The 17,135-nt window shown below is 68.0% G+C and carries 30 protein-coding genes and 1 pseudogene; 5 read left to right on the forward strand and 26 right to left on the reverse strand.

The window, feature by feature from the left end:
- The 20 genes and pseudogenes from ACFWUY_RS34550 to ACFWUY_RS34645 all read right to left on the reverse strand — a co-directional run.
- Window positions 1–290 (reverse strand): hypothetical protein (locus ACFWUY_RS34550; RefSeq protein WP_384119200.1); only part of this gene is annotated, 290 nt, incomplete at its 3' end.
- On the reverse strand, window positions 287–571 hold the full coding sequence (locus ACFWUY_RS34555) for a hypothetical protein (RefSeq protein ID WP_384119202.1): 285 nt from the start codon (window positions 569–571) through the stop codon (window positions 287–289). The genes ACFWUY_RS34550 and ACFWUY_RS34555, both read right to left, overlap by 4 nt.
- Entirely contained in the window at window positions 568–1,176 is a 609-nt protein-coding gene (locus tag ACFWUY_RS34560) for a hypothetical protein (RefSeq protein WP_384119204.1), read from the reverse strand. Before ACFWUY_RS34560 ends, ACFWUY_RS34555 begins: the two co-directional genes overlap by 4 nt.
- A 68-nt stretch (window positions 1,177–1,244) precedes the next feature.
- Window positions 1,245–1,565, reverse strand: a complete 321-nt coding sequence (locus ACFWUY_RS34565) for a hypothetical protein (protein WP_384119207.1) — start codon at window positions 1,563–1,565, stop codon at window positions 1,245–1,247.
- Between the two features lie 73 nt (window positions 1,566–1,638).
- Window positions 1,639–1,941 (reverse strand): hypothetical protein, encoded by a 303-nt coding sequence (locus ACFWUY_RS34570; RefSeq protein WP_384119209.1) that lies wholly within the window; start codon window positions 1,939–1,941, stop codon window positions 1,639–1,641.
- A 28-nt stretch (window positions 1,942–1,969) separates the two neighbouring features.
- Window positions 1,970–2,824, reverse strand: coding sequence for a hypothetical protein (locus tag ACFWUY_RS34575; RefSeq protein ID WP_384119211.1), 855 nt, complete (start codon window positions 2,822–2,824; stop codon window positions 1,970–1,972).
- Window positions 2,821–3,345: a VUT family protein gene (locus ACFWUY_RS34580; protein ID WP_384119213.1), complete on the reverse strand. Its 525-nt coding sequence runs from the start codon at window positions 3,343–3,345 to the stop codon at window positions 2,821–2,823. Before ACFWUY_RS34580 ends, ACFWUY_RS34575 begins: the two co-directional genes overlap by 4 nt.
- Window positions 3,346–3,375: 30 nt before the next feature.
- Window positions 3,376–3,594 carry a hypothetical protein gene (locus ACFWUY_RS34585; RefSeq protein ID WP_384119215.1) on the reverse strand — a complete coding sequence of 73 codons (219 nt, stop codon included), beginning with the start codon at window positions 3,592–3,594 and terminating at the stop codon, window positions 3,376–3,378.
- On the reverse strand, window positions 3,591–4,250 hold the full coding sequence (locus tag ACFWUY_RS34590; RefSeq protein WP_384119218.1) for a hypothetical protein: 660 nt from the start codon (window positions 4,248–4,250) through the stop codon (window positions 3,591–3,593). Before ACFWUY_RS34590 ends, ACFWUY_RS34585 begins: the two co-directional genes overlap by 4 nt.
- Window positions 4,247–5,149 carry a hypothetical protein gene (locus ACFWUY_RS34595; RefSeq protein WP_384119219.1) on the reverse strand — a complete coding sequence of 301 codons (903 nt, stop codon included), beginning with the start codon at window positions 5,147–5,149 and terminating at the stop codon, window positions 4,247–4,249. Before ACFWUY_RS34595 ends, ACFWUY_RS34590 begins: the two co-directional genes overlap by 4 nt.
- Window positions 5,150–5,830: 681 nt before the next feature.
- A pseudogene (locus ACFWUY_RS34600) lies at window positions 5,831–6,076 on the reverse strand (WhiB family transcriptional regulator); the annotation flags it as partial.
- A 20-nt stretch (window positions 6,077–6,096) separates the two neighbouring features.
- A complete protein-coding gene (locus ACFWUY_RS34605) occupies window positions 6,097–6,324 on the reverse strand; it encodes a hypothetical protein (RefSeq protein WP_384119221.1) in 228 nt (75 codons plus the stop codon).
- Window positions 6,324–6,854, reverse strand: coding sequence for a hypothetical protein (locus ACFWUY_RS34610; protein WP_384119223.1), 531 nt, complete (start codon window positions 6,852–6,854; stop codon window positions 6,324–6,326). The genes ACFWUY_RS34605 and ACFWUY_RS34610 overlap by 1 nt, the downstream gene beginning before the upstream one ends.
- Before the next feature lie 63 nt (window positions 6,855–6,917).
- Window positions 6,918–7,931 carry a recombinase RecT gene (locus ACFWUY_RS34615; protein ID WP_384119225.1) on the reverse strand — a complete coding sequence of 338 codons (1,014 nt, stop codon included), beginning with the start codon at window positions 7,929–7,931 and terminating at the stop codon, window positions 6,918–6,920.
- Window positions 7,928–8,176 carry a hypothetical protein gene (locus ACFWUY_RS34620; RefSeq protein ID WP_384119227.1) on the reverse strand — a complete coding sequence of 83 codons (249 nt, stop codon included), beginning with the start codon at window positions 8,174–8,176 and terminating at the stop codon, window positions 7,928–7,930. The genes ACFWUY_RS34615 and ACFWUY_RS34620 overlap by 4 nt, the downstream gene beginning before the upstream one ends.
- Entirely contained in the window at window positions 8,176–8,463 is a 288-nt protein-coding gene (locus tag ACFWUY_RS34625) for a hypothetical protein (protein WP_384119229.1), read from the reverse strand. The genes ACFWUY_RS34620 and ACFWUY_RS34625 overlap by 1 nt, the downstream gene beginning before the upstream one ends.
- On the reverse strand, window positions 8,460–8,993 hold the full coding sequence (locus tag ACFWUY_RS34630; protein ID WP_384119231.1) for a hypothetical protein: 534 nt from the start codon (window positions 8,991–8,993) through the stop codon (window positions 8,460–8,462). The genes ACFWUY_RS34625 and ACFWUY_RS34630 overlap by 4 nt, the downstream gene beginning before the upstream one ends.
- Window positions 8,990–9,259: a hypothetical protein gene (locus ACFWUY_RS34635; protein WP_384119233.1), complete on the reverse strand. Its 270-nt coding sequence runs from the start codon at window positions 9,257–9,259 to the stop codon at window positions 8,990–8,992. Before ACFWUY_RS34635 ends, ACFWUY_RS34630 begins: the two co-directional genes overlap by 4 nt.
- Before the next feature lie 79 nt (window positions 9,260–9,338).
- Entirely contained in the window at window positions 9,339–9,557 is a 219-nt protein-coding gene (locus ACFWUY_RS34640) for a helix-turn-helix transcriptional regulator (RefSeq protein ID WP_384119235.1), read from the reverse strand.
- A complete protein-coding gene (locus ACFWUY_RS34645; RefSeq protein WP_384119319.1) occupies window positions 9,538–9,786 on the reverse strand; it encodes a helix-turn-helix domain-containing protein in 249 nt (82 codons plus the stop codon). The genes ACFWUY_RS34640 and ACFWUY_RS34645 overlap by 20 nt, the downstream gene beginning before the upstream one ends.
- Window positions 9,787–10,003: 217 nt before the next feature.
- On the opposite strand from ACFWUY_RS34645, the gene ACFWUY_RS34650 reads away from it, so the two are divergent.
- From ACFWUY_RS34650 to ACFWUY_RS34670, 5 genes are all read left to right on the forward strand, one after another.
- Window positions 10,004–10,411 (forward strand): helix-turn-helix domain-containing protein, encoded by a 408-nt coding sequence (locus ACFWUY_RS34650; RefSeq protein WP_384119237.1) that lies wholly within the window; start codon window positions 10,004–10,006, stop codon window positions 10,409–10,411.
- A 121-nt stretch (window positions 10,412–10,532) separates the two neighbouring features.
- Complete coding sequence (locus ACFWUY_RS34655; protein ID WP_384119239.1) at window positions 10,533–10,739, forward strand: hypothetical protein; 207 nt, start codon at window positions 10,533–10,535, stop codon at window positions 10,737–10,739.
- A complete protein-coding gene (locus tag ACFWUY_RS34660) occupies window positions 10,723–11,985 on the forward strand; it encodes a tyrosine-type recombinase/integrase (RefSeq protein WP_384119241.1) in 1,263 nt (420 codons plus the stop codon). The genes ACFWUY_RS34655 and ACFWUY_RS34660 overlap by 17 nt, the downstream gene beginning before the upstream one ends.
- A 278-nt stretch (window positions 11,986–12,263) precedes the next feature.
- On the forward strand, window positions 12,264–12,548 hold the full coding sequence (locus tag ACFWUY_RS34665) for a helix-turn-helix domain-containing protein (protein WP_384119243.1): 285 nt from the start codon (window positions 12,264–12,266) through the stop codon (window positions 12,546–12,548).
- A 604-nt stretch (window positions 12,549–13,152) separates the two neighbouring features.
- A complete protein-coding gene (locus ACFWUY_RS34670; RefSeq protein ID WP_384119245.1) occupies window positions 13,153–13,350 on the forward strand; it encodes a GntR family transcriptional regulator in 198 nt (65 codons plus the stop codon).
- On the opposite strand, the gene ACFWUY_RS34675 is transcribed toward ACFWUY_RS34670, so the two are convergent.
- The 6 genes from ACFWUY_RS34675 to ACFWUY_RS34700 are packed head-to-tail and all read right to left on the reverse strand — an operon-like array spanning window position 13,331 to window position 17,132.
- On the reverse strand, window positions 13,331–13,555 hold the full coding sequence (locus ACFWUY_RS34675) for a hypothetical protein (protein WP_384119247.1): 225 nt from the start codon (window positions 13,553–13,555) through the stop codon (window positions 13,331–13,333). The two genes, ACFWUY_RS34670 and ACFWUY_RS34675, sit on opposite strands and share 20 nt — an antisense overlap.
- Window positions 13,552–14,163, reverse strand: coding sequence for a hypothetical protein (locus ACFWUY_RS34680; RefSeq protein ID WP_384119250.1), 612 nt, complete (start codon window positions 14,161–14,163; stop codon window positions 13,552–13,554). The genes ACFWUY_RS34675 and ACFWUY_RS34680 overlap by 4 nt, the downstream gene beginning before the upstream one ends.
- Complete coding sequence (locus ACFWUY_RS34685; RefSeq protein ID WP_384119252.1) at window positions 14,163–14,732, reverse strand: hypothetical protein; 570 nt, start codon at window positions 14,730–14,732, stop codon at window positions 14,163–14,165. The genes ACFWUY_RS34680 and ACFWUY_RS34685 overlap by 1 nt, the downstream gene beginning before the upstream one ends.
- Window positions 14,732–15,472, reverse strand: coding sequence for a hypothetical protein (locus ACFWUY_RS34690; protein WP_384119254.1), 741 nt, complete (start codon window positions 15,470–15,472; stop codon window positions 14,732–14,734). Before ACFWUY_RS34690 ends, ACFWUY_RS34685 begins: the two co-directional genes overlap by 1 nt.
- Window positions 15,469–16,053 carry a hypothetical protein gene (locus ACFWUY_RS34695; protein WP_384119256.1) on the reverse strand — a complete coding sequence of 195 codons (585 nt, stop codon included), beginning with the start codon at window positions 16,051–16,053 and terminating at the stop codon, window positions 15,469–15,471. The genes ACFWUY_RS34690 and ACFWUY_RS34695 overlap by 4 nt, the downstream gene beginning before the upstream one ends.
- Entirely contained in the window at window positions 16,050–17,132 is a 1,083-nt protein-coding gene (locus tag ACFWUY_RS34700) for a DUF5047 domain-containing protein (RefSeq protein WP_384119258.1), read from the reverse strand. The genes ACFWUY_RS34695 and ACFWUY_RS34700 overlap by 4 nt, the downstream gene beginning before the upstream one ends.
- Window positions 17,133–17,135 lie beyond the last annotated feature (3 nt).

Here is a 17,135-nt window from a genome sequence, read left to right on the forward strand (position 1 = left end):
GTCGGGCAGGGGTGGCCTTGGGGGCCGTTGTCGCAGCTGCCGCCGCCGTAGCCGGAGCAGTGGCCGCAGATGGTCCGCCCTCGGTGGTTCACGGGCGCGTGGAGCTTGCGCACGGCGGCGAGGGTGGCCTCGGCCTTCGCGGCGCGCTTCCCGATGAGTCGGGTGAGGTGCGCGGCGGCGGCGATGGCCTCGTCGGCTTCCCTTTCGGCCGTGGCCAGCCGCGCGTACAGCTGGTCGAGTTGGTCGCTGGTGAGCTGGTCGATGCCGGGCTGGTCCGTGGGCTGGGTCACCGGGCGTCTCCCTGCTCGGTGTACTGGCGGACCGCGCCCCGGAGGACGTGGAAGTTCTCGTCCCGCAGAGCCGCGTAGACGACACTCCGCGTGATCGGAACGTCCAGCGGGAACGGCTCGCTGTCTCGGTGACGGCTGCCGAGGACGTAGCCCATGACGGCGGCGTCGCGGACGAGGGAGCGTTCGCGGGGGGTGAGTTCGGCGAGGCGTGCGTCGATCTCCTGCTCGCGCTGCCTGGCGCGTGTCTCGAAGTAGGCGGCCAGCTCGTCGTGGCTGGTCATGAGCGGGCCTCCTTGGCCATCAGGCGGAGCCGCGCCATGGCGGCGTCGTCCTCGTCGGTGAACCCGTCGCCGGACACCATGGCGTCGAAGGCGAGGTCGAGCGCGAACTTGAGGAACTGGCGCTCAGCAGCGGTGAGTGGCGCCTCGTCGGTGGCCTGTGCTTCGGCCGGCTGCCCGACAGCGGCAAGCGCCGTCTCGGCCTGGGCAAGGCTCCGGTACAGCTCGGTCAGCCCGTCGGACAGGGCGTCCGTAAGTGAGTCGGCCATGGTCTCGGCGTCCAGCTCGTTGCGGGGGACGCGGTCGAGGAAGAGCTGGAGGACGTGCTGAATGGCCTTGCGGGCGTCCTCGATGCCTTCCTCGGGGGTGGGGACGGTCTCGGGCTGCTGTCCGCTGGCGGTGCGGGCGGCTCGGTCGCGGCGGCCCTCGGCGACGACGGGGCTGAACGTCTCCTCGGCACCATGCAGGATGACGAGGAAGCCGCTGGTGGAGTCGTAGTGCTCGGGGTTGGCCTGGAGGTCGTCGAGGAGGTCGGAGACCTCGCTACTGGTGATCTCGACGTGGATGCGCTGCTCGCCGGTGCGGCGGTTCATGTAGATGCGTTCCATGGGGTGCTGCTCCTGGGGTTGGGCCCGTCCCCGTGTGGGGTGTGGGGGCGGGGATGGAGACGAGACGGTCAAGCGGCGGGGTCGGTGCTGGCCTGGGCGATGCCCTCGCAGGTCGCCTTGTCAGCGTCGCCCTGCTCGGCGTAGCGGCGGTTGTTCTCGCAGATCCGGACGAGGAAATTGGCGGCTGCCTGGTCCTCGGCCGGAAGCGGGGTGTTCTCCTCGCGCTCCTTCTCGGCACCCCAGCAGCGAACGCAGAGCAGGGGCTGCTTCTCGCGGGCGCACCATTCGCAGGTGATGCCGGTGAGGTGGAAGTCGTGGTCGGGCTCGTAGAGGAAGAGAGGCCGGGTCTGCTTGCAGCCGTCACAGCGGGCCTCGAGGGGCTCGGTCATGGGTCTGCTCCTGGGTGGTGGGATGCTGGATACCGGTCCCCCCGCGCTGTCTGCGGGGGGACCTGTTGCGTGATCAGGCGGCGGGGGTCTTGCTGGCGGGCGTGTGCTGCTCGCACTCCCAGCGAGCGCCGATGTCCTCGCGGTAGTGCCGCATCGTGATCAGCTCGACGGTGAGTCCGGCGCGGGCGGCCTGCTCGCGCTCCCGCTTGGTGCGGTGCCAGTGCTGGGTGACCTGCTCGGCGGTCGCGAGGGTCCGCTCGCCGACGACGGCGATGACGGCGGAGACGATGCAGCCGCAGGGCTCGCGCTCGATCCAGCCGCATTCGTCGAGGGGCTCGGACTTGCCGTCGATGACGACGGTCAGGTTGCTGGTCATGGGTGTGGCTCCTTCGTGACGGGGCGAATCAGGCGGCGGGGGCGAAGTAGTCGAAGGCGAGCTGTTCGGGTACGAACGGTGCGGGCCGGGAGTCGGCGAGCGCGTCCAGGACTCGGTCGCGCCAGGCGAGGGCGTAGCGCAGGCAGTTCGCTTCGTTCTTGTGGGGCTTGTCGCGGGAGAGGCGGAAGTCGCAGCCGGGCTTGTGCCGTCCGTTGAGGGACCAGGCGTGGGAGTCGGCCGAGCCGAGGAGGTGTCCGACGAGGCGGAGGCCTTCGGTTTTGAAGCCGAAGCCGTGAAGACGGTTGGTGCCGAGGATGCTGCTGACGTGCTGGACGATGTCGACGGCTTTCCGAGTGGCCTGGATACGGCAGACGGAGCCAATGCCGACGACGGGATAGTCGGTGAGCCGGATGCCGGCCTGGTCGTAGAGGTTGATGCACTGTTCGTAGGCGGCGGGCCGATCTCCCTGCACCACCGGAATGATCTTCAGCTTGTCGTTGATCGACATGAGGTCGAGGAAGTTGCCGACGGTGCGGCGCTGGTGTTCGACAACGCTCAGACCGGTGCCGACGAAGCGCTGCCGGTTGAATATCCCGCCGTGGATGATCGCTTCCTCGCACATCCAGTCCTGTTGGGCGGCCCAGTCGTAGGGGCCGATGGACTCGGCGTAGCGGACGAGGTCGTCGGCGTACTGGCGGGGGCTGCGGGTCCAGTGGCCGTTCTCCTGGAGCTCCGAGAAACCACCGGAGTCCACCGAGTACCTGCCCTTCGCGGGCTTGAGCTTTTTCTGCTCGCGGAGGGTGGAGTCGGACACGAACAGCGGCTTGTCGGTGTGCTGCAGCAGGTGCGGTTTAGCGCCGAGGTAGAACGTGGCCCCGTTCACGCGGCTGCTGCCCGGCTGCCCCGGCGCCGCTGGATGACAGCAATGACGGCGATGGCGGCGAGGGTCATCCACGTCTTGCCGAGGATCTGGCCCGGAAGGTAGGCGTAGGAGTCGAAAGCCAGCTTGAGGAAGATCAGGCTGTCGGCGAGGAGCCCGACGGCGTTCGAGGCGAGCATGGCGATCAGCAGGCCCCGCTGGCGCAGCGGCTCGTAGACGGCGAAGTCCATCGTCTCGGCGACCGCGAAAGCCGCGGCTGACGCGAGGGCGAATCCAGGGTCGGCGAGCCAGAGCGACAGCAGGGTGCCGACGGCGATTGCGACGAGGGCGGCGGTTCGGCCAGCTGCCTCCCGGGCGATGTCGCGCAGGACGAGGGCGAGTCCGATGACGTACACGCCGGCCGGTGCGACCTGGCCGAAGCCGACGGGAACGGCGCCGAAGTGGGTGACGGCCAGGTTCGCGGCGGGGATGGTGGCGATGTAGGCGGTGAGGGTGGCGACACCGGCAAGGGCGGGACGGTTCACAGGGTGTAGCTCCTTCGTGGCGGGTCCGAATCAGGCGGCGGGGGTGATGGTCCAGCCGGATGAGGCGAGGTAGGTGGCGACGCGGGTGGCTCGAGCGTGGTCGTCCTCGAGGAGGTCGGTGGCGTCGGTTTCGGCGGCTTCGAGTACGGCGAGGGCGGCGAGGGGGATGGCGGTTTGTCCGGGTATGGCTGTGGGGGGTGGGGTGTCGAGGAGGGCGCGGGTGGTGGCAAGGCGCCGGGCCGGGGTCACGCGACGTCCTGCATGGCTGTTGTGGCGGCGTCGATGCGTCCGTGGTGGTAGTCGCGGCGGTCGCGTCCGTTGGTGCGGCAGCGCTGCCCCTGTGGGGCGCGGCAGGCGTCCCATGGGCACTGCACGCTGCGGGGGTCGGCGAGGCCGGAGCGGACGAGACGTTCCCGTTCGCTGGCCTCGGGCCGGAGGGCGGCGAGGGTGTCCTTGACCGATGGCGGCATGTACGTGCCCATGGCGTCGAGGCGGGCCTGAACTTCAGCAGCCGCGGGGCCGGCGGTAATGGCCTTGACGGTGTTCGGCTCGATGTGGCCGTGGATGACTGCCTGGCGTTCGGCGAGGAGGGCTCGCTGGAAGCCGGGGACGTCGTCGGGGTCGAGTTCGGGGTGGACGGTCGGTTCGAAGGTGCCGTTGTGCTTGTCCATGCGGTCGCGGACGAGGGCGCGCCAGCGGGTGGAGATGTCGCTGGGCTTGATGGGAAAGGGGCTGACGGCGTAGTGGGCGCTGACGGCCTGCATGGCGTATTCGGCGGGGACGTCGCGGAGGACGTCGGCCCAGAGGGCGGCCATGCCGACGACTTCGCGTTCGTCGTCGGGGAGGACGCGGGGGTCGGCGTAGGACACGCGCTTGAGAAGGCCGGGGATCTGGTCGGGGGTCATGCGGTGCCTCCTGCTCGAAGCTGGTCGGCGAGTTGGTCGAGGACGTTGCGGGATGCGTTGCGGCGAGCGGCCTGCGGGCTGGGTGCCGGGCTGGGCGCGGGCCGGACGGGGAGGCGGTGGACGCCTTCGGGGTCCGGTGTGGGTGCCGGGGGGAGGTCGCGCCAGCCGTGGAGGAAGTAGCTGCCGTAGGTGATCTGCCGTTGGCTGCACTGCTCGATGGCGTAGCGGGCGAGGCGTTCGCTGCCGTGGCTCTTGATGAGGGCGTGGACGATCAGCCAGTCGCGGGGCTTGAGGTTCCAGCGGAGGGTGTCGTAGCCGGCGCGTCCGATGATGTCGACGAGGGGGCGGGCGAAGTCGGGGATGACGATGCTTGCGGCGGCGGGTTCGAGCTCGCCTTCAGGCTTGCTTCCACTCCTGGTAGGAGTGGATTGGTAGAGGGGTCCTGAATCGGTACCCCTAGGGGTCTCGATTCGGTACCCCTCCGGTCCTGAATCGGTACCCCTAGCGTCATTGCTACCGGTCTCGATTTGGGACCCCTGCCCAGAGTTAGGGGTACCGATCTGGGACCCCTGCTGAGGGGCTACCGGTCCTGAATCGGTACCCCTAGAACCGGGCGCCGGACGGACGTAGTTGACCGCATACGGCAGTTGGTACTTCGCTGCCAGCGTTCCGCGAGGTCCTTCGACCATGGTCAGCTCGCCGGACTCGATGGCCTGGTCGACGGCTCGGACGACGACGGACTTGCTGACGTTGCCGAGACGGGCCCGGAACTCGGTGGTTCCCATCCGCGTGATGCACTGGGCGTCCGTCACCTTGTCGGCGACGGCGAGCAGCACCAGGCGCGGGTTGCCCTTGGCGCGGGCGTGGTTCCACACCCAGTCCATCGCGTGGAGGGTCACGGGGCCTTCTCTCGGTCAGTGCGGAGGGTGGGACGGGGGCCCGGGGTACGACGGCCCCGGGCCGGGATTTCAGCTGGCTACGGCCCGCGTGCGGATGGACGCAGCAGAGATCGAGTAGTCGAGGGCGACGTCCTGCGCTGTCTCGCCAGCCGCCAGCCGCTCGTTGATCGCGGCCCACTGGGCGTTGGTCAGCTTCGGCTTTCGCCACGCATTCGGGAGGAATGGCTTGGGGTTGTTCCACCTGAGGCGTGCCTCGCGGGCAGTTTCGACAGCTTCCGTAGTGGGCGCGGTCTTCTGCTTCTGTGCGTACTTGCGGCGGGCCTCGTTCTGGGCGATACGGCAGGCGTCGCATGCCTTCTCGCCGCGCCGCTTGTGCCTGCTGTACGCCGCGGGCGTGCCGCACGGCTCAAGGACCCTGGGGCCCTGCCGGGTGCGAACACGAGCCTTGCTACGACGTCGCCACTTCTGGCGGTCTTCACGCGTGGCGTCGAGGTAGGCGAGGTGGGCGTTCGCGCAAGCCTCGTCGATCGGCTCCTTGCGCCGCTTGTGCCTCCGGTGGGCGGCCTCCGTCCCGCACGGCGCGGGCGGGAAACCTCCCCCGTACGTGGGCGGCACCTCGGCCACCGCCGGAACAGCCACCGGAACCGGGGCCGGAACGGGGGTGGGCTTCGGCGCCTGCGCGATCCTTCGCCGGCGGAGCTGGCGGCGCTCGTCCTCGGTCATGCCGCCCCACACACCGTGGCGTTCGTTGCGGTTGAGGGCGTACTCCAGGCAGGTGGCCCGGACGGGGCAGCCCATGCAGACGGTCTTCGCGTGGGCGGGGGAGCTGCCGCGTTCGGGGAAGAAGATTTCGGGGTCGGTCTGGTTGCACAGGCCGTCGAGCTGCCAGGCGGTGTCCGTGGTGAGGATGCTGGTCAGGGCGGCCACGGGAGACGAGGCGAGGGCGATCACGCGTCCTCCTTCTTGGCGTGGAGCTGCTGGTCGTGGAGCTGGTTGGCGAGCGTCAGCTCGTACAGGCGCTGTTCGAGGTCCCGAGCGTGGGCCTCGGCCTTGAGGCGGGCGGCGTGTTCCTCGCAGTACCGCTTGTCGGCTTCGTCGGCGATGCACCGGAAGCCGGAGGTGGCGACGGTGATGGCGTCGCGGGCGCGGCGGACGGAGATGAAGGGGAAGCGCATCACGCCACCTCCTGCTCGCCGGCCGTCAGCTCCGGCAGCACCACGGCATCGAGGAGACGATCCCGCCACGCGGTGGCAATGGCCTGCTTACCCTCCACAGGGATCGTCACCTGCGTGTACGGGGCCCGGCCGACGAGGTTGAGGCCGGGCACGTCGTGGATGACACCGGTCTCCGGGTCGGCCCACTCCGTACTGCCCGTGGCCTCGATCTGCTTCTTCAGCTGGGCGAGCCACGCGGGTCGGATCTCGGTGACGAGGCGAGTGGTGATTTCGGTGGGGGCGACCTTGCGAACCCAGGCGAGGAGGGCGGCGTCGTCGACGACGGTGGCGGCGGGGCCCTTCTGGACGAGGGTGGCCTTGCCGATGTCGGTGCCGTTGAGGTCGATGGCGATGGTCTTTGTGCCGGTCTCGGCCTTGGCGGCGCGCAGGCCGGTCTCGAGCTCGGCCTTGGCCTTCTTCAGCTCGTCGGTCATGGCCTTGACGAGGGTGTCGAGGATGGCCACGTGGGTGGCCTGCTCCTTGAGGGACATGTGTTCTCCTTGCGGGGGCCGTCCTGCCTGCTTCGGACGGGCAGGACGGCCCGGTAGCGGTGGCTAGGCGGCGGCGGTGAGCTGGGAGAGCAGGTCCCAGATGGCCTTCGGGGCGACGTCGGCGAGGGGGGCACCGAGGGCGGCGTAGGCCTGCTTGTCGGCGTCCGCATCGCTGATGCCGTGTTCGGCGGTGAAGGCGCGGAAGGCGGCGACGGCGGCGGCGTGTTCGTCGGCGGGGAGTTCGACGTCCTCGACAATCACGCCCTCCACGACCTCCGGTTCGGGCGCCGGGACGGCAAGCTCCTTGCCACGGGCCACCAGGAAGGCGCCCAACTCCATCGACCGCTCTTCCGAGTTCAGCTGAACCAGGACGGTGGTGGTCAGCAGCTTTTCGTTCCGTGCCTGTCGGTACAGGTCTCGGATTGTGGTCGGGTTGGTGGCCTTCTCGGCGGCCTCACTGATCGTGATGGCCTGCTTGACCCAGTTGTCCACATCAGCCCACGGGTCCGGCTCGCCCTGCTGTACCGCCCGCAGCTGCTGCACCGGTGCCTCGATCGGCAGCCCGTCAGCGTCGACGTTCGCCCCAAGCTCCTCCGGCGTGTAAATCGTCCCCTGCAGAATCTCCGAGCAGGCGGCGCGCGCCACTTCGGTGATGGCCCTCGCCTTGAGCATGGCGGCCGGGAAGTTCTTCCACGTGTCCTTGCTGGTGAGCTTCGCGGCCTGCGCCCGCTCGATCGTCCACACGACCTCGAACGTGAACTCCGGGTCGTCCGCGCGGATGATCTGCGCGACCGCCTTCTTGTCGTCGCCGTTCACCCGCAGCTTGTGGCCGGCGCGGCGGACGAGTCCGGCGATCAGGTCCGCGCTGGCGGTGGGCTTGCCGTTGATGACGTGGATGGACTGGACGGCGGTGAGGGGGGCGACGCCCAATGTCTGGCCGTAGGAGATGGCCCAGAGGAGGTTGGCGGGCTTGCCCTGGTACTGGCGGGGGAGGAGGTCGGAGGCGGCCATGGCCTTGGCGTAGTCCATCTGGGCGTTGAGGGCGCCGGGCTGGAAGATGGCGAGTTCGGCGGTCATCGGGCGTCTCCGGTGTAGCGGGCGTACAGGGCGGTGCCGTCGTCGACGAGCTCGGTGCGCGTCTCGAACGCGCCGACGGGCGTGTAGTAGGGGAGCCGGTCGGCGGTTCGGACGTGGCGGCCGGTCGATTCGGCGGACTGGCGGCTGTTGTAGACGCCGACCTCGATCCACATGCCGGGGTGGCGGCGGCAGTCGTCCGCGCGCAGCCGGTGGTTGGCGGTCGGACGCTTCTTCCAGCGGGCCATCAGGCGCCACCGCCGCAGGTGCAGGCCTCGAAGATGAGGCGGCAGCGCGGGCAGCAACCGGTGGAGGCCAGTGCGAGCGTCGCGTGGGCCTGGCCGAGAGCGGCGAACACGGCCGTCTCCCGCAGCATCAGCTCGTGAGCCTCAGCGCTCTCACACAGCGCCTCGTACCACTCCTCCTCGGTGGCGTAGCCCTCCCGGGGGCCAGCGTTGTCACTGGTGTCCAGGTAGGCGCCCTTGGCGTGGGCGAGCCACTGTTCGGCCTCGATGTAGTGCTCGGGACCGGTCACAGCGCCTCCTCGTCACGCTGGAGGGGGACGGCGGGCAGGTCGCGGCCGAGGGCGTAGTCGTGGTGCAGCGGACTCGCGTGCGGGTCTTCGGGGACGGTGGGGCAGCCCCAGGCGTGCCGGTTGAACCGCTTCGGGCAGCCGCAGGGGTGGCACGGGTCCCAGTCCGTCGCGCCAGCCAGCCGCGCCGTCGGGCACGGGTACGGCACCAAGCCGTCGCCACCCGCCGCGAGCGCGTCCCCGTCGATGCACGTCGGGCAGACACCCATCGGCGAGTCCGTGTGAAGGTGCCGGACCTTCTCGGCGGCGGACTCCAGCTCGGCAAGCCGGGCCCGCAGCGCGGACAGCTCGTCGTCGAGGTCCGGCATCAGCCAGCGTGCCACCTTCGCCCGGTTCTCCGGATCCAGCAGCAGAGCCACCGGGTGGCCGCCGATGGTGACGGCACCGATCGTCAGGATCGGCTTCTCCTCCGGTGCGGGCTCGATGGCCACGTCGTACCGGTTCACAATGAACGGGTCCTGGCGGGCGTTCATGCGGCACCGCCCAGCGTCCGCACCGGCGAGAACCAGGCCCGGATCGCGGTCGGCGTCCACGGGTTCGACGGTCCGTCGCCCCGGTCCTCCGGCGCCTGCGGAACGTCACACACCATCCGCGGCTCACCCGACGCCGTCACGCCAACCTGCCGCCACACGTCGCCCTCGCGGTCCACCAGGACCAGCGCCACGGGAACGGGCGGCAGAGCGACGCGCACAGTGCGCCGGTCACCCGAAGGAATGTTGGTTGGTACGGTGATACTCACGATCCACTCCAATCAGTGGGTTGAGGGGTCGCATACGGACCAGGCCCGGTCCCGGCGGCCCCGTTTCGTTCAGGGGGAGTTAGGCCGCCGCGCGCTGGCCGACGCGGTCGTTGGCCATCTGCGCGGCCAGCCAGCGCATGACCTCGGCGCGGAAGTAGAGCGTGTCTCGGCCACTTCTGAAGCCCTGCGGACCGTCGCCCCGATAGCGCATCTGACGCAGGGCGGCCGGCGACTTCCGGATGAGTCGGGCCACTTCCTTGGTGGTCATGAGCGGCGAGTCAGCGAGCGTGTCGCTCATCGTTATGCTCCGTTGGGTCTCGTTGGATTTCGGTGATCTCGCAACCGAGGACGTGAGCGATCCTTCCCATGACCTCGGGCTGCGGATTTCGAAGCCCTCTCTCTATGCGGGAGAGATGGGTGTGGCTGACTTGGGCGGCTTTGGCGAATGCGCGCAGGCCGTAGCCGCGTTCCTCGCGTCGCCGTCGGATTTTCGGTCCATCGGGCTGCACAGGAATGACAGTACACATCGAGACCCAACGAGACAAGACGAAGCGCAACGAGACGCATCGAGATGCGTTCCGTGAGGGTGTCCGAACCCACGGTTAGGTGTGTGATGAAGGCGCCCGGATCACGTCTCGCCCGTTCGTTGATCACCGTCTAATCTGGTGCCCAACGGTGCCTATCGGTGCCTACGCGTCGGGCAGGCGCGAAACGGAGTGACAACAGAAGGAGAGGCGGCCCCCCATGAACCGCGACCCCAAAGCGTGGGCCCGGCTCGGCCAAGCCCTCGCCACCGCCAGGAAGACCCTGGGGCTCACCCAGCGCGACCTGGCCGAGCAAGCCGGCGTTTCGCTCAACAGCGTGCAGAACGCTGAGTCAGGCCAGTCACCCAAGGCTCGTATGCCGCAAAGCATCTACCCCATCGCTCGCGCCCTGGGGTGGCCGGACGGTGCGGTTGACGCCGTTCTCGGGGGAGGTGCTCCGCCAGGCGGCTGGGGTGACGTATCCGTGCAGAAGCAGGTCGACGAGGCGAGGCTTGAGGCCGACCTCACCTATGCGAACGTTCGGGCCCTTACCGGTGCCACAGGAGGCGAGATCGAAGCGGCGACCAAGGCGGCCCTAGACGTTTTGCGTCAACACGGCCTGATCTGAAGACAATTGGTGTACAACCTTCAACATTTAGTGCATACGGATAGCGACCAAGTGGTCACACCGCATATGCTCCTGACACCCGGAGTTCATCACTCCGGGTTGCCTAGCGCGGGGGTGTGCCATGCCCGAGTCCAGCACCGTCCTTACCGGTAACCTCGGTCCCAAGGTCGCCGCCTTCACCATCAGAATCGACGGCAGGCCCGTCGCCGTCATCAACTCCGAGGCCAGCACCAACCCCGAGCTCCGCACGCAGGCAGCGTTCGCGCTCATAGGGGCCGGCCTCGACGCCGGACTCGTCCTGGGGGCAATACATGGGGTACGTAGCTGATCGCTGGCACAAGAGCCGCCCCAAGCCGGGAGAGCCCGAATGTGGCGAGCACAAGGGACTTGTCGCATCCAAGGCTCACGGCAAGGGCAAGCGGTGGCAGGCCCGCTACGACGACCCCAACGGCGACGAGGTCACGTCCCTCCACAGGACGAAAACCGAAGCCGAAGCCGAGATCGTGAAGCAGGAGTCCGCGAAGCAGACCGGATCCTGGCTGGACCCGAAGGCCGGCACCGTCACCGTTGAAAAGTACGCACTTGAGACCTGGCTGCCCGCCCAGAACATCATCGGACGTAGCGTCAAGGAGTACCGCGGCGCCATCGAGCGCTACCTGATCCCCGAGTGGGGGAACCGGCAGATGCGGTCCATTAAGCCGTCCGAGGCAGGGACATGGCAGCAGCAGCTGACGATGAAGTACGGGCTGTCTGGCAGTTACCCAAACCGTGTCGCGCGGTACGTGCGCAGCATTTTCAAGCTGGCCGTCATCGACCGCGTCATCGCCGTCTCCCCGTTCGACGGCATCAAGGCCCCCACGCTTGTTGAGGCGGTCGTACAGCCTCCGGACGTGGCCGAGGTGCGGGAGATGATCGCAGCCGCGCACAAGCCGCTGTGGGCCGCCATGATTGAGGTTACTGCACTGACCGGGCTGCGCTCTGGTGAGATCCGCGGCCTCACCCTTGATCGCATTGACTTCCTGCGTCGCACCCTCAGCGTCGAACGGCAGATGGTGTACGAAGGCGGCAAGGGCCTGTACTTCGACGACCTGAAGACCGGGGCCGGCCGCCGCATCATTCCGCTCACCAAGCGGACAGTCGACTGTCTCGCGGCCTACGTTGCTGCGCATCCCCCTGTGGCTGCTGGAGAGTGGGCGGGGCTCGTGTTCACGATGCCGGGCGGGAAACCGGTGAGCGAGGGGACGATCGACTCGGCGTTCAAGCGCACCTGTGCGAAGGCCGGGCTGCGGAAGCGGCACTGGCACGAACTGCGCCACCACTACGCCTCGGTGCTCATCGGTGGCGGCGAGAATCCGAAGGTCGTACAGAAGCGCCTCGGGCACAAGGACGTCATGACGACGCTGCGGACGTACGCCCACCTGTTCGCGGAGGCGGAGGAGCAGACGCGGTCTGTTCTGGATGCGGCGTGGGCGGAGCCGGGTGAGACTGCCTCTCAGGAGGAATCTCCGCAGCAGGGCGGAAGGATTCCGGAATCCAGGAGGTCTCAGGGTGTATTGCGGCAGGTCAGAGGCTAGTCCGGGACAACACGCGTGGATGTTCACCGCGGAGAGTGTCTGACGTGGTCAGGGGCGTATAGGGGTTCTGACCTGCACAGGAACCCATAACATGACGTCTCGGAACGTCATGGGTCGTCAGGTGAAACTGCGGAAAGAATCCGGAATCCGGGCCAGTTCCGGAACGATTCCGGAACGCCACGGGCACCCTGACCAGGTAGAACATCCGCCCACGTTGTCGCAGATCGCAGGTCGTCCCGAAGGGTCAAGCAAAAGCGACCACTTGGGTACTGACTGGCATGATCACGGTCCACAACGTGGTGATCGTGCCAACACGAAGACTCCCCCTACCCCCGTGGGTCATAGACCAACGCAGGGAACTCGGGGACAACATCCTCCGCTATCGCCGAAGGGCGGGCTTATCGCAAGACCATCTAGCCGAGCGCATCGGAAGGGAACGACGCAGCATCCAGCGCTACGAACGCGGTGAACGAGACATCAGCTTCTCCGACCTCGTCCTCATCGCCGACGCCCTAGGCGTATCCGTAGCAGACCTCGTAGGACCGCCCCCGGCCGGAAGCTAGCCGGCCGGGGGCGTTGTGGGCCTGCACGGCCGTGGCCCGCCGTGACCACGGACGTGCAGGAGCTCAGGGGCGCCCGAGGTGGCGCTGCAGTGGTGATGATGCGAGCCGCTGTTTCTTGGCCGTCGTGCACTCGTCGCGTGTTGGGTGCCAGTACACCGTCGGCCGTGCGCCGGACGCCGACTCCGGGGCGACCTCGCGCGCCTCGCCCTCGATGACGTACCCGCAGTACGAGCATCGCTTCACCGGGCCACCTGCTCGTCGTGGCAGGGGCAGAAGCAGGACCGCGGGAAGACGACCGTGTTGCCGGCCATGACCGGGCCGGGCGAGCAGTGCGGCCGATGCCCGATGTCGACCTTGCACAGGTCAGAGATTCGCCTACCTGTACGGGACTGGGCAGGGCCGGTAGCGTTCTCCATGACGAGACCTCCCAAGGGTTCGTCCGTACCCCCGGGCCATGCGACTGGTCGCGGGGGTCTGTCGTTGCTGCAGCATACGGGCAGCATGCTATGGCGTGCTAGGTATGCCACATCTCGCGTAGCGCGCTACGGCGTGTCAGCGTGACGGAATGATCGAGTTTGCCCCTGACCAGCCCCGATGGCGCCAGGTGGCTGAAGTACTGCGGCAGCGGATCGAGGACGGCACGTACCCGCCCCGGTCGCGGGTCCCGTCCGTACTCCAGCTGCAGGCAGAGTTCGGCATCGCAGCAGCGACCGGGCAGAAGGTGCACCGGTCGCTACGCGAGCAGGGCCTGATCTACACCGAGCCCGGCCTCGGCTCGTTCGTCACTGCTTCGGAGCAGTGAACCGGGCACGGTGCGGGTCGCCCTGGAAACGGGCCGCGACACCGTGCAGGAGCGCCAGAGTGGCAGCGGAGCCGGAGGCAGTGAGCGCCGTGCCCCAGTCGAAGGCCAGCACGTCGAACGGCTCCGCAGCAATAGCCAGACCGGTCAGGGTCACGGTGAAAGCGCCAGCCACCTGGTAGGCGAGGTCGGTCAGGTAGGTCTTCATGACAGGGTCATCCTTAGGAGGGTGATGGATCTCCGGCCGAAGGTGACCGGAGAGAGGCCAGCGCTGCGCCGGACGAGGCCACGAAAGGCGATCGTGTCCCCCGCTACCAGGGGCAGGCCTACTGACGCGTCGATGGTGAATGTGGGCTCGGCAGTCAGCGTGACGTCGTGCGTGCCGGACCGGCAGTTCGTCACAGTGGAGTTGTTCTTCAAGATCTCCACACCGAGCTCGTCGATGCCGGCGCTGGCCGGCACGCTGCGGGCCTGGACGGTCGCGAAGATGAACCAGAACCCGTCATGCTGCACCTTCAGCGCGGTCGTGGCGGCATCCGTGAACGGCTCCACGGCCGGCACGTTGTCAGTCATCGCGTTCGCGACCGTGTTGAAGTCCGTCAGCTGCCACGTGAACGTGCCCCTCAGCGCCGTGCCGGGGATGACGTTGTTCACGGTGCCGAGGAACTGGGCCATGGCCCTGGGCCGGGCGAGCTGCTCGTAGGCGGACAGGCTGCTGTCCACGGCCTCAGCCAGGGCCTGCATCGCCCCCGGCACGTCGGCCGGGTCGCCCGGAATGGAGTACGGGTAGAACTGGTTTGGGGTGGTCGCGGGCATCAGCTGATCCTCGTCAGTGAGAGCTGGGCGAACGAGGCATTGAGGCTGGCGCCGTGGTTGTGGCGGACGAACATGGTGATCGTTTCGGGCGAGACGCCTACGTTGTGGAGGGTCGTGCAGCTCAGGCTGGTTGCCTGGTTGTCGTCCAAATTCCTCGAGACGCCCACAGGGTTGGCGATTACGCCGCCGGTCGACGCCATGATGAGTGCCGCCGCGCCACCCGCAGCACCCGACGCAGCCAGGTTCACGGACCCCGTCATCAGGTACACGCCCGGCGTCCGCACCACCACATTCGACGAGCTGATTGCGAAGTCGAAGAAGAGGTTGTTGTCGTAGGTCGGGATGGCAGAGTAGATCAATGTCGTGTTCACGCCAGCCGGGATCAACTGGGTGCCGACGTCCCGGAAAACCCGTGCTGAAGGCTGGTCCAGTGCCGCCTCCAGAGGGTTTTCCAGGTTGTTGGTGACGTCAAGGTCGACGTCCGTGGCCAGACCCTGAATCTGGGTGGGGAAGTTCGCCGGGTCCGTGTACTCGGGGTAGCTATAGCCGCGGTTGGGTGTGGTCAGCATCAGACGCTCCTCACGATCACTGAGTCCCACTGGACCTGCTGCGAGCCCTCGGTAGTCGACCTCAGGGCAATCCGCATGAACCCCGTCACCGAGGCGGTGACCGTGCCACCAAGCGTGGAATACGGAGGCGCCTGGACCAGGTCGTTCGAGGTGGCGATCACCGTGTCGACCGCGCTGGTCGTCGGGTACAAGTTCGTCTCGTTGGCGAACCACAGCGCCACCAACGCCGCATCAGCGGTGAGCGGGTCAGCGGGCTGGTAGTCGCCGCCCGCATACGCCGACACCGTGAACTGCTGGCCCGAGGTGACCTGGATCGGCTGCGAGTACAGGTACGACTGCGTGCCCACAGCAATGCCGGAGACCGCGGCCACCTGCGTACCGCCAGGAGCCGCAGAGTCCGTCTCGACAACGATCACAGACGTTCCGGACAGGTTCGCCTGGAACCAGAGTGCCGGGAAGCTGCCGGGGCCGGACGTCTCGAAGCTCGGGTTGGCGTCGGCCAGCAAGTTCGGACCGACGCCAGCCAGGACGCCCAGAACGAGCCACGAACCGCCCTGCTGAAGGCAGGCGACCAGCGCCCCCGCAGTGAGGACGGTGCCCTTCAGGTATGAGGCGGTGAACGTCGAACCGCCGACGGACACAGTGGCCTCGTTCGTCGTAAAAGCCACGACGGTGCCGGTGCGCATCTGCGCGTACGGGCCGTCCTTCGCTGCCACCAGAGTGGAGGCCAGGTTGGTCACGAGTCGCTCACCAGCCTCACGGCCCACAGGTGCGGCCGGTAGTCCCACGTCGGGGACCCGGTGGCCAAATGCTTGATCTCCATGCGGATGATGTCGCCCTCGTTTACGTTCAGCGGCACCCCCGACAAGGGCGCCAGCCGGCCGTTGCCGACGCCGTAGTTACCGCCCACTGCCGACCACGAGGACGCTGCAGCCCCGTTCACCGTGAGCCGCACCATCGGCAGCACAGCAGCCGTTGCCGAGGACACCAGCGCGTGGCAGCCGACCAGGTACCAGCCCGGCAGTTCCACCCGCAGGCCCCCCGCCGCCAAGTCCAGGGCAGACGGCCAGTTCGACTCAAAGACCAGCACGTCAAAGAACGGCGTGGCCTGACTGTCCGTCGTCGCCACCGGCAGCACGCTGAGGTTCAGGCGGGCGGCCGGCGGATGGATGATGGTGTCGTCCGCCGCGTCGACGATCCGCTGCACCTCCTCGTCGAACGCTTCGGCCAGCTGTCGGACCTGCGCCACCTGAGACGCATCCTTGACCAGCGGCGGATCACACTCCGGGTACGGAAACCCGTACGTTTCGGTCGCCTTCACTGCGGCTCCACCCCCGACCGTCCCGTCACCTGCATCAGCCCCTTGTTGTCGAGCGGGTACACGATCTGGTCAACCACCTGCACAGCCGTGTGGCCGCGGTATCCGAAAAGGGCCATGTCCCCGGGCTCAAGCGTCATGTCGGGGATCATGTCGACGTTCCACTGCTCGCGCAGTGCTGCCGAGGCGCTCAGTTGTGCCTGCGCCAGGATCTGGGCGTTCGTCGACGACAGGGGCGTCTGCACGTTGATGGTCTGCGAGACGCGCCCGTACTTCCCACCGAAGTAGAGCGGGTTCGACGGGTCGTTCACCCGGGCTGGCACGCGGACCGGGTCGGTGCCGTCCGTGCGCTCGGAGACGACGACGACGCTGTTGAAGGCGCCGGATCGGGACCGAGACGCGGCAGCGGCCGAGACAACACCGCGGGGACCATCCGTGTACTCGGCCACGATGGTGCCGCCCGTGTACGAGGCGTCCCGGACAACGAAGTCACCGTTGCCGAGGGCATACCAGCGGCCGCCCAACGACTGGGCGAGGGAGTCGAGCGCCTCGCCCCGGTCCTCGTCCCACGTGAGCCGGGGCGTCGGGGCATCAAGGACGGTGTCCGTACCGAACGTGGCCTGCGGCAGAGCCTCCCGGATCAGGCCCCGGATCTCGTCCAACGTCGTGGTTTCGACGGTGGTGCGTGGCTGCTCGAACGGATAGCCGATGACGTCCTGGGCCAGGTCGTAGCAGGTGAATTCGACGGTGCCATCCGGCTGGCGGGTCGGGGTATCGACGCGACCAGTGAAGATCGGGAAGAGCTCCGCCGATCCGTCGCCGTATTCGACGCCAGCACTGATGTGGACGACAGCGAACTCGGGCGACAGTGCGTCGTCCGACGTCCGCGGGTACCAGACGTCCTCCAAGGCAAAATCTGCCTGCCTGGTCACTCGCTGCGTGAGCGAAGCCGTCACGGAGCCGCCCAGCGGCCGCAGGTCGGACGCACGGACCACGCCGTCAATGTCGGTCACGTCGATGCGGTACGCCCGCTTGTGGGGCGACGGCAGCATCTGCCGGTACGTAGCGGATGAGGTGAGCACGGC

Source organism: Streptomyces sp. NPDC058664 (genome assembly GCF_042716635.1).
Classification (GTDB): Bacteria; Actinomycetota; Actinomycetes; order Streptomycetales; family Streptomycetaceae; genus Streptomyces.